Annotated in this window: 15 protein-coding genes; 4 read left to right on the plus strand and 11 right to left on the minus strand. The window is 38.7% G+C overall.

Annotated features, from left to right (window positions below; translation table 11 throughout):
- Positions 1 to 514: 514 nt before the first annotated feature.
- Positions 515 to 1,168 carry a carboxymuconolactone decarboxylase family protein gene (locus ABC371_RS20340; protein ID WP_412898462.1) on the plus strand — a complete coding sequence of 218 codons (654 nt, stop codon included), beginning with the start codon at positions 515 to 517 and terminating at the stop codon, positions 1,166 to 1,168.
- A gap of 38 nt (positions 1,169 to 1,206) precedes the next feature.
- Here the strand turns inward: ABC371_RS20340 and ABC371_RS20345 are convergent, their stop codons facing one another.
- From ABC371_RS20345 to ABC371_RS20370, 6 genes are all read right to left on the minus strand, one after another.
- Complete coding sequence (locus ABC371_RS20345; protein WP_412898463.1) at positions 1,207 to 1,578, minus strand: hypothetical protein; 372 nt, start codon at positions 1,576 to 1,578, stop codon at positions 1,207 to 1,209.
- Positions 1,579 to 1,614: 36 nt separating this feature from the next.
- Entirely contained in the window at positions 1,615 to 2,304 is a 690-nt protein-coding gene (locus tag ABC371_RS20350) for a hypothetical protein (protein WP_412898464.1), read from the minus strand.
- The gene (locus ABC371_RS20355) at positions 2,305 to 3,177 is read right to left on the minus strand and encodes an ABC transporter ATP-binding protein (RefSeq protein WP_412898465.1); all 873 of its coding nucleotides are present in this window, start codon (positions 3,175 to 3,177) and stop codon (positions 2,305 to 2,307) included.
- Positions 3,161 to 3,964, minus strand: a complete 804-nt coding sequence (locus tag ABC371_RS20360; RefSeq protein ID WP_412898466.1) for a hypothetical protein — start codon at positions 3,962 to 3,964, stop codon at positions 3,161 to 3,163. The genes ABC371_RS20355 and ABC371_RS20360 overlap by 17 nt, the downstream gene beginning before the upstream one ends.
- A complete protein-coding gene (locus ABC371_RS20365; protein WP_412898467.1) occupies positions 3,939 to 4,508 on the minus strand; it encodes an RNA polymerase sigma factor in 570 nt (189 codons plus the stop codon). The genes ABC371_RS20360 and ABC371_RS20365 overlap by 26 nt, the downstream gene beginning before the upstream one ends.
- Before the next feature lie 159 nt (positions 4,509 to 4,667).
- The gene (locus tag ABC371_RS20370; protein ID WP_412898468.1) at positions 4,668 to 4,979 is read right to left on the minus strand and encodes a hypothetical protein; all 312 of its coding nucleotides are present in this window, start codon (positions 4,977 to 4,979) and stop codon (positions 4,668 to 4,670) included.
- A 275-nt stretch (positions 4,980 to 5,254) separates the two neighbouring features.
- Here ABC371_RS20370 and aspA point away from each other — a divergent pair, with 275 nt between their 5' ends.
- A complete protein-coding gene (aspA, locus tag ABC371_RS20375) occupies positions 5,255 to 6,673 on the plus strand; it encodes an aspartate ammonia-lyase (RefSeq protein ID WP_412898469.1) in 1,419 nt (472 codons plus the stop codon).
- A 527-nt stretch (positions 6,674 to 7,200) separates the two neighbouring features.
- Here aspA and ABC371_RS20380 read toward each other — a convergent pair.
- From ABC371_RS20380 to ABC371_RS20400, 5 genes are all read right to left on the minus strand, one after another.
- Positions 7,201 to 7,986, minus strand: a complete 786-nt coding sequence (locus ABC371_RS20380; protein ID WP_412898470.1) for an SDR family oxidoreductase — start codon at positions 7,984 to 7,986, stop codon at positions 7,201 to 7,203.
- Between the two features lie 139 nt (positions 7,987 to 8,125).
- Positions 8,126 to 9,049 (minus strand): DMT family transporter, encoded by a 924-nt coding sequence (locus ABC371_RS20385; protein WP_412898471.1) that lies wholly within the window; start codon positions 9,047 to 9,049, stop codon positions 8,126 to 8,128.
- Between the two features lie 109 nt (positions 9,050 to 9,158).
- Complete coding sequence (locus ABC371_RS20390) at positions 9,159 to 9,761, minus strand: TetR/AcrR family transcriptional regulator (protein WP_412898472.1); 603 nt, start codon at positions 9,759 to 9,761, stop codon at positions 9,159 to 9,161.
- Positions 9,762 to 9,783: 22 nt separating this feature from the next.
- Positions 9,784 to 10,500: a GTP pyrophosphokinase gene (locus tag ABC371_RS20395; protein WP_412899407.1), complete on the minus strand. Its 717-nt coding sequence runs from the start codon at positions 10,498 to 10,500 to the stop codon at positions 9,784 to 9,786.
- A gap of 255 nt (positions 10,501 to 10,755) precedes the next feature.
- Positions 10,756 to 12,057 (minus strand): MFS transporter, encoded by a 1,302-nt coding sequence (locus ABC371_RS20400; RefSeq protein WP_412898473.1) that lies wholly within the window; start codon positions 12,055 to 12,057, stop codon positions 10,756 to 10,758.
- A gap of 313 nt (positions 12,058 to 12,370) precedes the next feature.
- Between ABC371_RS20400 and ABC371_RS20405 the strand changes: the two genes are divergently transcribed.
- Both ABC371_RS20405 and ABC371_RS20410 read left to right on the plus strand, forming a co-directional pair.
- Positions 12,371 to 13,612 (plus strand): helix-turn-helix domain-containing protein, encoded by a 1,242-nt coding sequence (locus tag ABC371_RS20405; RefSeq protein ID WP_412898474.1) that lies wholly within the window; start codon positions 12,371 to 12,373, stop codon positions 13,610 to 13,612.
- Complete coding sequence (locus ABC371_RS20410) at positions 13,605 to 14,387, plus strand: TatD family hydrolase (RefSeq protein WP_412898475.1); 783 nt, start codon at positions 13,605 to 13,607, stop codon at positions 14,385 to 14,387. The genes ABC371_RS20405 and ABC371_RS20410 overlap by 8 nt, the downstream gene beginning before the upstream one ends.
- Positions 14,388 to 14,402 lie beyond the last annotated feature (15 nt).

Consider the following 14,402-nt stretch of genomic DNA (forward strand, 5'->3'; position numbering starts at 1 on the left):
TTTGCCATTAGGTTTTCCAGTAATTTAGGTATCATACATGGGGGAAGGATTTGAAGTGCGTATAAAAAAAGACCATTTAAAAATGGTCCGTGAAATGAAGGATTATTTTAACTCGTTCGTCTTATGGGGGCATTTCTTGACTCATTTCCGCTCTGTTCGGGTCTTCATTTGGCTTATGATGGCACTTCCTGAATCCTTTCTGCTCCTTTCGGGTCTTCATTCGGCTTATGATGACACTTCCTGAATCGTCTTTGCTCTGTTCAGGTCTTCATCCGGCTTATGATGGCACTTCCTGAATCGTTTCTGCTCCGTTCGAGTCTTCATCCGGCTTATGATGACACTTCCTGAATCATCTTTACTCCGTTCGAGTCTTCATCCAGCTAATCAAGAACTTTCCTGGTTCAACAAGCCACCGTTCGGAACCAATCACCCGTTTCTTATAACAAGAACCACTCATTGAATGCTATTCATAATTAAGGGTAAAAATATCCTGAATAGAAAAGGAGGTTTCCATATGGCTTCGAGCTTTTATCCGAAAGAAAATGTAAAACATTTTACAAAAATAAAGGACCTTGCGCCAGAACAATTAAAAGCGATGAATGCATTTGATGAGGCAGTTATGAAAGAAGGGGCATTATCTAAGAAAGAAAAGGAAATTATTGCGGTTGCGATTGCACATGTGACAGAATGTCCTTATTGTATTGATGCGCATACAAAAGGTGCGAAAAAAGCTGGTGCATCCTTAGAAGAGTTAACCGAGGCCGTCTTTGTTGTAGCTGCGATTGAAGCCGGTGGAGCTGTAACCCATAGTACACATGTACATAATGCAAAAAATCAAGATGCTCCCGATACACTCTACTCTCGATCAAATTTAAAACATCTTGGCCAATTAGGAAAGTTTGCCCCAGATGGCTTCAAAGCGTATGGTACATTTAGTGCTGCAGCCACAATAGAAGGAAAATTAAGCAGGAAGTTTAAAGAAATTATTGCCGTTGCCGTTGCACACGCAACTCAATGTCCATACTGCATTGATGTTCATTCAAAAAATGCAGAAAAGCTAGGGGCAACGAGTGAAGAGCTTGCGGAAGCAATTCTGGTAACTGCAGCACTTCGGGCAGGTGGTGCTTATGCCCATCTAGCCAATCTAATCCAAAGCTACGAAGAATAAGTTAAAAATCACCCGCTCCTCGGAGCAGGTGATCACATTCAAGAAGTGACTTCTTTATGTTTCACAACAAGTGATGTTAGGAGAGGAACCACGATTATGACGACAATCATCACAACGACCGCAACGATTGAGTATAGGATGGGCAACCCAAACAGATTAATTGTTTTAAAATCATCAAAGAATGGCTCGACATTCATAAAGTAGAGGAAGGAAAATTGGAAAATATCCTCTACCCATCCAGGTAATCTAGCTAAATCGACTAGGAAGTATGGGATCGCAAAAATAGCGCCATTGATGATAAGAGAAATCAACGCATTTTTACATAAAGCCGATACAAGCACAATCATGATGGCAAAGCTACATGCCCCAAGTAAATGGAATCCCAATTGAAGCAAATGGAATTCTAGCATCGTAAAGCTATAAGGTGAGAAGTAGTATTTAAAGTATTACTGTAGTGACGTTTCCCAACCACCATTGCCATATTGAATAAGATTCCATGCGAGATTGAAGATCTCCCATCCAATGACAACCAAAACCGTGTAGATTAAAGCCGCGCCTAGCTTTGACCATAATAGCGTCCTTCTCCCATTTCTTGAGCTAAGAATATAGTTATCTACTCCAGAGCTATATTCCTGTGTATAGACGGTAGAAAGCCCAACTAGCAGCATACCTCCTGTTATCATCAACGAAAAAATACTCGCATAATCAATAATTTGTTTCGGTCCTTTGTTATAAGCAAAATAGGTTGTATCAATTTCTTTTAGCATGGCGATTTCAAGTTCGGAATTATATTTACTTTCCTTTGCAAGCTCTTTTATTTTTTGATTTGCATTGCTTTCTACCTGTTTACCCCATACGATGGTTTCGTAAATTCCACTCTTGGTCCATTCCTCATCAGACAACTTCGAGAATTCATCCATATCTTCCATTTTTTTATTAAAAGCATCATTTTCCTTTGCCGCAAGCTCTACCTTTTCTTCTGTAAGCGTCCCTTCCCAGGGCTTATACAATTCTTTTTCTTCATGAGCACTAGGATAATACGTAAAGCCCGTCGAGAACACGATCAACAATAGGAACGCAATATAGACCATCTTTTGCTTAAAAATTTTATATAACTCAAATTTCAACAAGTCCATTTACGCCACCTCCTCATCAAAATAGTAGAGATATAAATCCTCTAAATTTGGATGCTCCTGCACAGCACTTAGATGTGGTTTGACGTCACTCAAAATACGTAGCTGGAAGCTGTCCCCGACACGTGCAATATTGCCAACCTTGTAAATCGATTGGAATCTCGTGATTTCCGACTCATTATGAACAGTAACTGACCAGACCTTGTCCTCAATTCCTTTTAACAAATCTTTCGGTGACTGCTTTTGAACCAGTTTCCCTGCTTTTAATATCAACACTTCCTTCGCAATGAACTCAATATCTGAGACAATATGTGTGGATAACAAAACGATTCGATTTGTTGAGATTTGCGATAACAGGTTTCGGAACCGGATTCTCTCTTTTGGATCAAGCCCGGCTGTCGGCTCATCCACGATTAAAATTTTCGGGTCATTCAACAGAGCCTGTGCAATACCAACACGGCGCTTCATCCCGCCTGAAAACTTACCTACTTTTTTCTTTGCTTGATCTGCTAGCCCAACCAATTCTAATGTATCCGCAACCTTCACCTTTGCCTCTTCTTTAGATAACCCTTTTAACGTAGCAATATAGAATAGAAATTTTTCAGCTGTGAAATTTTTATACAGACCAACATGCTGTGGCAAGTACCCAATCACATCTCGATATCGGTAGTCCATTACTGTGATGTCCTCACCATCGAGTAAAACTCTCCCAGAGCTTGGTTTCATCACACTCGCGAGAATGCGCATCAATGTCGTTTTCCCTGATCCATTTGCGCCTAAAATCCCGTACACCCCGGTTGTAAATTCCAAATTTATGGAGTCCAGTGCCTTTTTATCATCAAACTCTTTAGACACATTCTCAATCGTTAAATTCATATGAAATTCCCCTTTTGTAAATATTCAACATTTTAAGAACGATAAAAGTCATTGCCACAACCGTGACTAAAATATAAGCCAATGAAGAGATGGTTTCGATTCGTTCAATGACCTCTTGCTTTGTGAGCGCGATTGCTGCTAAAGTCCAAAGGACAAGTCCACCGCTAAACGTGTGCGCACTGCGATACTTCGAAGATACTACTAACATAATGGCAGCAATGATGGCTAACGGCGTTGCCCAATATAGAATGAACTTTCCTAGCATAAGCTCTGGTAATAGGATGGCGAAGCTTATCGTTAAAAGAACGTTTAATGTGACATTTAAAAGGCCTACGACCAACATCCTTGAAAAAATAATTTCCTGCAGGCTAAATTTAAAGGACAACTCTAATTCCACCATTTCGGTATTACTACTTTTAAACACCTCTATAAACCCGACAATTGTTGGGAGAGGTGCAACATACAACATGATGAGATAGGGATCTATTTTGTAAATAAAAACGGATAATACACCGATTGCTAAAAATAATAGATTTAACCCCCAGAACATCCCCGAAAAATAAAAGACTTCTCTTGTTGAATGCATGATGACATTTGATACACTGGCTACTAGAGTTTCCCACTTGCTCTCTTTCGTAGGGACATATGGTCTCATTGCATCAATGGTCATCATAAGTTCGGATTCACTTGGAAATTCCACATCAAATTCATCAAGTGACACCCCTACTTCCTGTTCCAGCTCAAAAATTTCATCATCGTAGTTATCGTTTTGTTTGTCGTTGTTCATAGCCCTCACCTCTTTCTAAAGCTGTTGCAATTTTTCCGAGACCTTGCTTCAACCTTGATTTGACAGTCGACACATTCGCTTTTGTGATATCTGCAATCTCCTGAATTTTCATGTCATGATAATATTTCAGAATCACGGCCTCCCGCTGGATATCTGGTAGACGATTAATCGCTGCCTTCACCTGCTCCCTCGTTTCCTTTCGTTCAAATATGTAAGGAACATTACTGTGTTCACTTTTAATTGTTTCCTGAAGCTCTGTTTGCTTAGATGTCTGTTTGTAGTCCGCACTTCTCCAGTAATCACGGCAATGATTCACGGCGATTGTATAGAGCCAACTTTTAAAACTACCTTTATTTGAATACGACTTGATTCGCTGCATCATTTTTATAAAAATTTCCTGTGTCAAATCATAGGCCATTTCTTTGTTTCCTACTTTTCGATATACAAACGCATAGATGGGTTTGTAGTACTTCCTAGTTAGTACCTCCATCGCGGCTTGGCTACCTTGCAAGATTTCCTCGATCAGTTCCTGATCCTCGGGCATTTTTATCACCTCAATTAGTAAGACGAAAAGATTTGTAAAAGGATTTAAATTTTGTAAAATGATATCTGCTTAAATTATCTATTTAGAATAGAGAGGTTGCAATGGGTACAAGCAAAAAGCACCCCTCCAAACGGAAAGGTGCTAAAACTTATCTAGCTTTTATAGAAAATAGTCCGCTACAAAATACGAAAGTAGACACAGAAGCGATCCTGTTAAAAATGGACTGATGGTTAGTTTTGCTTTTTTATGTCTTGGTTTATAACTTCCTAGAAATGAATTAAAAACGGCAACCTCCGAGTTTTTTGTAAAAATATCGTCCGAGGAGCCCATTAGGAATGCAACTAGGATAAAGAAACAAGAGCCGAAAAACATGGTCGGTAACATATTTGCATCAAAATACAAGGAAATCACAAAACAGACCGCTACCTCTACGGCAGTAATCAGAAGCGCATATGTCATGTGTCGCACCATTTTTTCATCCCCTTCCTCAAACTGCTGATACCCTTACTTACGAATAAGCACGAGAAAAGTTTCAGAATACTTAGTATCATCCTATTCCGCATTTTTATCATTTAGTCCGGACAAGAACAGATCCTTACTAACTTCCAATTAATTGAAATTCAAAGTTATGAAAGCGTTTTAGTTTGTAAAAAGAAAATAAATGATATAATGGGGTGGATGATTTGTATCCATCTTTTTAAAAATAATAGATAACTTGAATGCACTTGGACAAGGGAGAGAACGTCATGGGTCAATATCGTATTGAAAAAGATTTTCTTGGAGAAAAAGAGGTTCCGGTTGATGCTTATTATGGTGTCCAAACCATTCGGGCAGTTGAAAATTTCCCGCTAACCGGTTACCGAATTCATGAGGAATTAATTATCGCACTAGCAATGGTTAAGAAAGCTGCGGCATTAGCAAACATGGATGTGAAGCATTTATATGAAGGGCTTGGCAATCCAATCGTACAAGCCGCTGATGAAATCATAAATGGAAAACTGCATGACCAATTTATCGTAGATCCAATCCAGGGTGGTGCAGGGACATCGATTAATATGAATGCAAATGAAGTCATAGCTAATCGTGCACTTGAGATACTCGGACATGAAAAAGGAAAGTATTACGAATTAAGCCCAAACAGCCATGTAAATATGTCCCAATCTACAAATGATGCGTTTCCAACAGCACTTCATATTGCTACACTCAATTTAGTTGAGAAATTGGTTAAAACGATGGAACATATGAAAGATGTTTTTCAGCAAAAAGCAACGGAATTTGATCATATTATCAAAATGGGTAGAACTCATCTTCAGGATGCCGTGCCCATTCGTCTTGGACAAGAATTCGCTGCATATGCCCGAGTTGTCGAACGCGATATAAAACGTATTCAGCAATCTCGCCAACATTTGTATGAGGTGAACATGGGGGCAACTGCCGTTGGAACGGGGCTAAATGCTTCCCCTCGTTATATTGAAAATGTCGTCAAACATTTAGCTAAAATTACTGGGCTTCCTTTAGTTGGTGCAGAACACCTCGTCGATGCCACTCAAAATATTGATGCATACGCGGAAGTTTCCGCAGCATTAAAAATAAGTATGATGAATATGTCTAAAATCGCCAATGATTTGCGGTTAATGGCATCAGGGCCGCGTGCTGGACTTGGGGAAATCATCCTACCAGCTAGACAACCGGGTTCCTCCATCATGCCAGGTAAAGTAAACCCTGTTATGCCTGAAATGATAAACCAAGTAGCATTCCAAGTGATTGGAAATGATCATACCATCTGCTTAGCTTCAGAAGCAGGTCAATTGGAGTTAAATGTAATGGAACCGGTGTTAGCATTTAATTTAATTCAATCACTGAGCATTATGAAAAATGCCTTTCATGTATTTACTGAATACTGTTTAACTGGAATCAAAGCAAATGAGGACCGTATGAAGGAGTACGTAGAAAAAAGCGTTGGTATTATTACGGCTGTAAATCCACATATCGGCTATGAAGTCGCGGCTCGTATCGCAAGAGAAGCGATAATTAATGGTAAACAAGTACGTGAACTTTGCTTGCAATATGATGTGTTAACCGAAGAAGAATTAGATCTAATATTAAACCCTTATGAAATGACAGAACCTGGGATTTCGGGAGCATCGTTGCTGGAGAGAAATTAATTAACGGACGATCACCGTCCCTTTTAATAAAGGTATCATTACTCACTAAAGTGAAGAAATGATACCTTTTTTTATTGTTATCTCTACCCAGGTGAAGAGGAAATCTGCGAGGTTGCTCGCATGGAATCCTCTTCATTGCGTTGATGAAAAGGAAAACCGCGAGAAATCCCGACTGAAATCCTCTTCATAACTCAGATGAAAAGGAAAACCGCGAGAAATCCCGACTGAAATCCTCTTCATAACTCAGATGAAAAGGAAAACCGTGAGAAATCCTGACTGAAATCCTCTTCATAACTCAGATGAAAAGGAAAACCGTGAGAAATCCTGACTGAAATCCTCTTCATAGCTCAGATGAAGGGGAAAACGGCGAAGAATCTCACCTTAAATCCCCGTCATAGCCGAGATGAAAAGGATAATGACGGAATATCTTTCACCATCCTTTATTTGAACCACAGCCTCGGATACTAAAAGTCAAAAACAAAAAAAGCCTGCCTCCCTTCTAATCCTCAGGAAACAGGTTTCATTCTCTAAATCGCCTTCACCATACCGCCGTCAACCAGGTAGGCTTGACCGGTCAGATAGGTATTCGCATCTGATACTAAAAATGTAACAAAGTTTGCGAATTCTTCAGGCGTGCCATAGCGTTTTAACGGAATGGTTTCTTTGAACATTTGCTCCACTTCTTCAATCGGCTTTCCAAGTTTTTCGGCATTTACTTGATCCAAATGTGCCACTCGGTCGGTCGCGATACGCCCCGGTGCAACCGTATTGATCAAGATATTATATGGAGCTAATTCGTCGGCTAATGTCTTTGCTAAACCGACAATTCCTAGGCGAAACGTATTAGAAAGAATCAATCCAGGAAGCGGCATCTTAATAGATGAAGATGCAATGTTGATGATTTTTCCACCATTTTTTTGCAGGTAAGGTAGTGCTCCACGGATCATTCGAATATAGCTTAATAGATTTAATTCAAAGGCCCCCTGCCACGCTTCATCATCTAACTGGTCAAATGTTCCTGCTGGAGGTCCTCCCGCATTGTTAATCAAAATATCGATTGTGCCGAACGTATCTGCAGTATGTTTAATTAAAGCCTCGATCTCTTCTTTATTGGTGATGTCTGTTTGAAGATATGACACTCTTCCCTTGTTAAAGGCTGAAAGCTCTGACTGAACAGTTTTTAATTTGTCCTCACTGCGGCTTGCAAGCATAACATTTGCGCCTTCTTTCACAAGCTGTGTTGCGATTGCTTTTCCAAGTCCTTGGCTAGATGCTACCACAATGGCCGTTTTTCCATCTAAATTCAAATCCATATGTATGTCACTCCTTTAGATTGGTTTATTCTTTAATTTTAGCTCACTTTTTTCGTTTTGTGTGGACATTTGGAAAATTATTACCTCTCCCTAAAACTAAAAAAGGGCAACTCCAACTAAAAGAGCTGCCCCTACCAATCTATTTTGATACGGAAACCCCAACTTGCCTTTCAACCCGGGGTTTTCGTTCAAATAATTCTGTTCCCAATAAAACACCAATCACAATTAAAATAAATCCAACTAACTGAATCCATTTAAAGGCTTCATTTAAAAACAGTACCGATCCGAGTAATGAAAAGAATGGCGAGAGGTTTAAGAAAATAGCCGTCTCCCCCGCACCAAGCTGCGAAATCGCAAAGTTATAGCACAGGTTTCCAATTCCGGTCGAGATGATCGCTGATGCAATGAAAACCCACCACACATAAGATGGAGCTGCACCAATTTGTTGGATGGATGGACCTTCTACTGCAAAACTTAACATGACCAAAAACCCAGCCCCCATTAATAGCGCATAACTAGTAATCGTTTTAGGGTTCAATGTATAGGATGCTTTTCGGATAAAAATGAAGCTTAGGCCTTGCGCTATGACTGATAGAAACACAAATAAATCGCCACTTGAAAGCTCCGTAAAAGAGCCACCACCAAGGACCAAGATAAAGTAAATGCCGACTATACCAAAGAGCACCCCGGATATTTTTAACAATGTCATCCTCGCCTTTAGGAAGAGTACCGCTAAAAGATTGGTGACAAGCGGTATTAGGGCTAGAATGGATGCGCCGTTTGTAGCACTTGTGTTGACCAGGCCAATGGAAAGCAAAGCTTGGTGAGCAAAAATTCCCGTAAATGCACTTAGTGCGACATAGCCGAACTCATGTAGATTCATTTTCTGGAGATCCTTCTTCATATACAAAAAGACAAAAATGACAAGACCCGCAGCTAAAATTCGTAAACCAGTAATGGTGAAGGGAGGAAAGTTTTGGACCAATATTTTTATCGCAACAATATTTAGCCCCCATGCCATCATCACAAACAACAGAATGCCGTATAAAAAATGTTTCTGCACACACATCCATCCAATCTAAGTCCATACTTAATGCCATCTATTATACTTCATTTCTATTGAAAAAAGGCTCGAAAAAACAAAATGTCCGGAAGGAGCTCAATGGAGTCTCCTACCGGACAAGTCCTTTTTTCAATAAATTTATTTCCGTCATAAAGTTTTTCATTGCCACATCTCGTGGTAAATCATGGGCAAATGCATGGATTAAATTGCGTAACAAGACCGATGTAATGATTTGCATAGCATGGAATAACTCTACCTCGTCTGAAACATTCATTTTGCTGATATTAATTCGTGAGCATAGCATTTTAAAATTTTCGTTGATTTCATGTTCGCTAATCATTCGATCAAACGTACGCTCAATTTTATGAGTCATGTTGAGCAGTGAATTTTTTAAAAATGTCAAGTTTTCATTCTCATTTAAGAACAACTCAAAAAAGTCGATAAAGGTCTGAAACAAGTCACCGTCATACTTTTCGAGCATGGTAAGAAACGCTGCCTTCTTCTCCTTTGCAAACTCCCCTAATAAAAAGAAAAAGGCATCCTCCTTGTCCTCAAAATATTGATAAAAACTGCCACGTGAGATTCCAGCTGATTTGATAATATTTGAAATCGAGGCGTCAAACAAAGGGGCACTGGAAAATTCCTTTTTAGCCGCGACAATTAACGTTTGTTTTTTATCCTCAGGTAAATTAAAAAATGTCAGTTTTGGCACTTCCACCTCTCCCTTTTTGTTTTTATTTGACTAATGATAGAAAGTCGTATGGAAGAAGGATTCGTTCGTCATTTTTATAATGCTCTTCCGCTTTTTCTGATTCTTTTAGCTTGTTCATTTCTCGCTGAAGCTTTTCCATTTTTTTATCTAATTGAGATGCAGTGATGGCTGCTTCCTTTAATTCATCCTTCATATGCTGAGGAATTTCTTTATTATATTTGTAATAAATTTTATGTTCTAAGCTTGCCCAGAAATCCATTGCGATTGTACGGATTTGAATTTCAACGAAAACATGATCCTCACGGTCGGACATGAAGATTGGGATTTGGACAATTAAATGCAAACTTTGATATCCGTTTGGCTTTGGATTCTTAATATAATCTTTACATTCAATTACAGTCACATCTTTTTGTTGTTGCAGCATTTCACTGATTTTATAAATATCTGAGATGTACGCGCATGTGATGCGAATTCCTGCAATATCACGGATGTTTTCTTTAATTGACTCAATGGTATAATCATACCCTTTGCGGTCGATTTTACTTAAAATACTTTCCGGCGACTTTAATCGCGATGAAACGTGTTCGATTGGGTTATAATCGTGAATGTATTTAAATTCCTGCTTTAAAATATTAATTTTCGTCATCATTTCTTCAAGAGCAAACTTATACGACATCATAAATCGTAATAGCTCGACCTTCATATCTTTTAACTGTTCCATTCTAATACCTACAGACATCATTCGTCTCCTTAATGAGATGTAATTGGTTTCTTTATGATTGACGCTTTGACACCTATTTTTTGCAGCCTTTTAACAAGCCTTCGTAATTTTAGTTTGTTTAGATCATTTTTCGGTTCATTCTTTAACATGGCATCGTGTCACCTCACTACTTAAATTTTAGATGACACAGTGTCACTAGTCAATTAAAAATGACACATTGTCACATTATCTTCACATAAGAAGCCTTCCCCAATTTTGAGAAAGGCCAAAGGTTTATAGTGCTGTACTTGTTTTTTCTACGACAGAATTTTTCTCTTTTAATTCAGGGTGTGCATCTCTGACAACACTTGGTCTTGCGAGGACTAACACTACCCCAATTAATACAACCGCTGAAGTAATTAAAATATATTGACCTGGCATGACATCATACAAATAACCGAAAATAATCATCCCAAGCGGCATCAATGCAACAGACATTGATTCAAGAATAGAAAACACGCGCCCTTTGAAATCATCATCAATCATTTTTTGCATCATCACTTGGATTGGTGTATTGACAACAATAACCATGGCTCCGAATGTAAACATGGCGATAAAATAGTACGCAAAAATGGACCAATAGGATAGGGAAATCATTAGGGGAATTGCCATTGCGCCCATAATAATCCCTAATCCAATAATTCCGCGCTTAGAAACAAGGAACGGGAACTTCACTTCTTTTCGAATTGAGAAGTAAATCGAGAATAACAGCATTCCAACTGCAAATGCGCCTTGTGTGAAACCAAAATGCTGAGAAGCTAACTTCAATTTTTCAATTAAAATGAAGGAGTAACCGACCTCAAATGCCCCAAATAAGAAGTTAATAATTAATGAAATCCAGATCATCGTCAGTAGAACCTGTTTTGTTTTCAAATAGCCAATGCCTGCTTTCATGCTTTGCCACATGGTTTCTTTTTGATCTTGCTCTTCCTTCGCCTTTCGTTTTGAGAATAGGTTGAAGTTCATTGTTGATTCAAGAAGAACAGCAAGTACGGAAGCGGCAATATACATTTCTAAAAATACTTCCATCGATACAGTCCCGTATAAGAGCCCGCCAACTGCGGGACTCCCAATTGCAGCAAATGACATTGAAATCTGATTAAGTGACATTGCTCTTTGGATGCGGTCCTCATCAACCAATCCTGTAACTGATGATGTAAAGGTTACACCTGTAAATGAAGTGGCGATGGATAAGACAACCGTTGTCGTGTAAATTGCTAACAGTGATAAACCATAAGTCAAACTTACAAAAAGCAATCCGACAATCGCTAACGTCGTCACGAGTTGTGAGATGATCACGATTTTTTTTCGAGAATATTTGTCTGCCGCATAACCAGCAAGCGGTGCCACAAGGGCCCTCGGCAATAAATTACAAATGAGATTCGTTGCAAAGCTTGTTGCAGAGCCTGTCAATTGAAGTATATAAAAACTTATTGCGAATGCGTAAACTTGTGCGCCGAATGAGGAAATAATTTTACTAATCGTGAATGTAAATAAATGATACGTTGCTCTTTTAAGCTTTTGTTGTTCATTCATGCAAATTCCTCCAATAACGGAAAAGTTTAATTTAATTAAACAAATCATAACACCATTATACTTTCTTTTCAACAAAAAGTTTAATATAATTAAACAAAAGTAGAAAAGTGAAAGGCGCCCGACTGAGGAACATCGACTAACTACCGCCACGTCCTGTGGCGAACGTCGATGTCAGCACTTCCTGTGCAAGTCAAGCATAAGACGAGCGCTGACAGAAGGTGCCCTTTACCTTCAGAAGCGATTGGCTTATGACCTCGAGCCGATGGCGCCTGGAACTGGACAATACAAAAAATAGGGAGAGTGCCTATTTCACATGCTTGGTGAACGCATCCGTAAATTACGCAAACAAAAGAAATTAACACTAGAAGAGCTTGCTGGAACAAAACTGACAAAGGGCATGCTGAGCCTTATTGAAAATAACAAAGCAAATCCATCCATGGAGAGCTTAACCTATATTGCAGAGAGACTTGACATTGAGTTAGCGCAGCTTTTAAATGAAGTGAATTTTGATGAATTACAAGATATATTGGACCAAGCCGAAAAGATATATATGCTTGATTCCGACGAACACCCTGAAAAATATACGAAATTGCTAACTCTCATTGAGCCATTTGTTTCCCAATTAAACCAGGGGTACGAAGCTGCTAGATTGCTGGAGCTGTACGGATACAGTTGTTATTTTGAAAAGAAAGGTAACGAGAAACAACCACTTGAACAAGCAGCAAATCTGTACGATCAAATGAATATCACAACAAAAAGAGTGAGCATTGCATCGTTTCGCTGCCTCGCCTATTTTATTGACCATGATTATGAAAAAGCATTAAAAACAATCTTACAGGAACGAACTGAAATAGAAAAAAATCATGCATATATTGATCCATTGTCAAGATTAGACCTTGATTATAATGAGGCCATTTTCTATTTTGCTGTAGGCAATACCGAAGCTGCAAAGAAAGTCATGGAAGATGCCATTTCCTTCTCCCAAAAAAATAAAATATTTTATCGTATTGATGATTTATATCGACTTGCAGCTGCTTATTCGATGATGTCGGAGAAATGGGAGCAATATGAGTATTACCTAACTAAATTGAATCAGTATGCCGATTTTTCAGATGACCAAATGGCAAAAATCACTGCAAAACTTTTTCAAATTGAATCGCTTAATGCGGTGAAGCAAAATTTTCAAGAAGCCTTAACAATGGTTAATCGGTTTTTAGATGATCCAGAATTTAACCAACAGCGTATAAGGGAATGGTTTTATCTTGAAAAAGGAAAAGCATTACAGGGACTAAAGCGTTACGAGGAAGCCATTCATTTTTTTGAAAAAGTGGCTATTCCATCCTATCATCACCATCCTTTTGACTTATCTCAATTCTATTTAAAAGAGACCTATACGGCACAATGTCTAGTTGAACTTGGAAAAATAGATGAGGCATTATTAGCAGCAAAAAAAGCATTTGAATTATTTGACCATCTGCCTGATTCTCCTTTTAAAAAATTTAGTAAGGAAACCTTTCATAAGATTAGTACGCTAAAAGGTGAAAATCATGATTGATGCCCATATTCATCTTGAACAATATAATGTAAAAAAGCTTCCAGCACTAATAGAAAAATGGCAGGAAGTTGGAGTTAATGGGGTCATTGCTGTTTCCAATGATCTCCCCTCCTCTTATCGGACGCTTGAATTAAGAGATCAATTTCCACACTTTGTCCATGCTGCTGTTGGATTTCATCCTGAACAACCGCTACCAGATGAACAAGATTTTTTAGAGTGGACGGGATTAGTACAAGCTGAAAGGGAAAAGCTTGTGGCAATCGGTGAAATTGGCCTACCACATTACAATCTTGAAAAGCTTCCCTATTCAATCGAGCATTATTTGGATTTTTTGTCTCGTTGTCTTGAAGTTGCTGTTCAACATCAGTTACCAGTAGCGCTGCATGCCGTTCACGATAAAGCAGAACTGGTTTTTGACCTACTGCAGCAAAAACAAGTTCCTACTGCACATTTCCATTGGTTGAAAGCTCCTCAGGATATCGTTAAGAAAATTGTTGATGCTGGCTATTATATTTCAGTTACACCTGAAGTTTGCTACCGCACCCGCGATCAGAAGCTTGCAAAACTGGTTCCTCTTTCACAGCTTTTAATCGAAACCGATGGTCCATGGCCATTTGAAGGTGAGTTTAAAAATCAACCCACTACTCCATTATTTTTAGAGAAAATAAGTAGTCAACTTGCCACATTGTATGGAATGAATGAACACAAATTACAGGAACAACTCGTATTAAATACGCATCATTGCTACCAGGAATTAAAAAGTACTTTAACATGAACCTACATTTTTGAT

This window comes from Bacillus jepli (assembly GCF_047238305.1).
Taxonomy (GTDB): Bacteria; Bacillota; Bacilli; order Bacillales; family Bacillaceae_L; genus Ferdinandcohnia.

Bases quoted from the DNA above. Each gene is read 5' to 3' on its own strand.
- ABC371_RS20355 (WP_412898465.1), bottom strand. From the start codon at position 3,177: ATGAATTTAACGATTGAGAATGTGTCTAAAGAGTTTGATGATAAAAAG.
- ABC371_RS20370 (WP_412898468.1), bottom strand. From the start codon at position 4,979: ATGGTGCGACACATGACATATGCGCTTCTGATTACTGCCGTAGAGGTA.
- ABC371_RS20360 (WP_412898466.1), bottom strand. From the start codon at position 3,964: ATGAACAACGACAAACAAAACGATAACTACGATGATGAAATTTTTGAG.
- aspA (WP_412898469.1), top strand. From the start codon at position 5,255: ATGGGTCAATATCGTATTGAAAAAGATTTTCTTGGAGAAAAAGAGGTT.
- ABC371_RS20400 (WP_412898473.1), bottom strand. From the start codon at position 12,057: ATGAATGAACAACAAAAGCTTAAAAGAGCAACGTATCATTTATTTACA.
- ABC371_RS20365 (WP_412898467.1), bottom strand. From the start codon at position 4,508: ATGCCCGAGGATCAGGAACTGATCGAGGAAATCTTGCAAGGTAGCCAA.
- ABC371_RS20345 (WP_412898463.1), bottom strand. From the start codon at position 1,578: ATGCTAGAATTCCATTTGCTTCAATTGGGATTCCATTTACTTGGGGCA.
- ABC371_RS20410 (WP_412898475.1), top strand. From the start codon at position 13,605: ATGATTGATGCCCATATTCATCTTGAACAATATAATGTAAAAAAGCTT.
- ABC371_RS20395 (WP_412899407.1), bottom strand. From the start codon at position 10,500: ATGTCTGTAGGTATTAGAATGGAACAGTTAAAAGATATGAAGGTCGAG.
- ABC371_RS20340 (WP_412898462.1), top strand. From the start codon at position 515: ATGGCTTCGAGCTTTTATCCGAAAGAAAATGTAAAACATTTTACAAAA.
- ABC371_RS20380 (WP_412898470.1), bottom strand. From the start codon at position 7,986: ATGGATTTGAATTTAGATGGAAAAACGGCCATTGTGGTAGCATCTAGC.
- ABC371_RS20405 (WP_412898474.1), top strand. From the start codon at position 12,371: ATGCTTGGTGAACGCATCCGTAAATTACGCAAACAAAAGAAATTAACA.
- ABC371_RS20350 (WP_412898464.1), bottom strand. From the start codon at position 2,304: ATGGACTTGTTGAAATTTGAGTTATATAAAATTTTTAAGCAAAAGATG.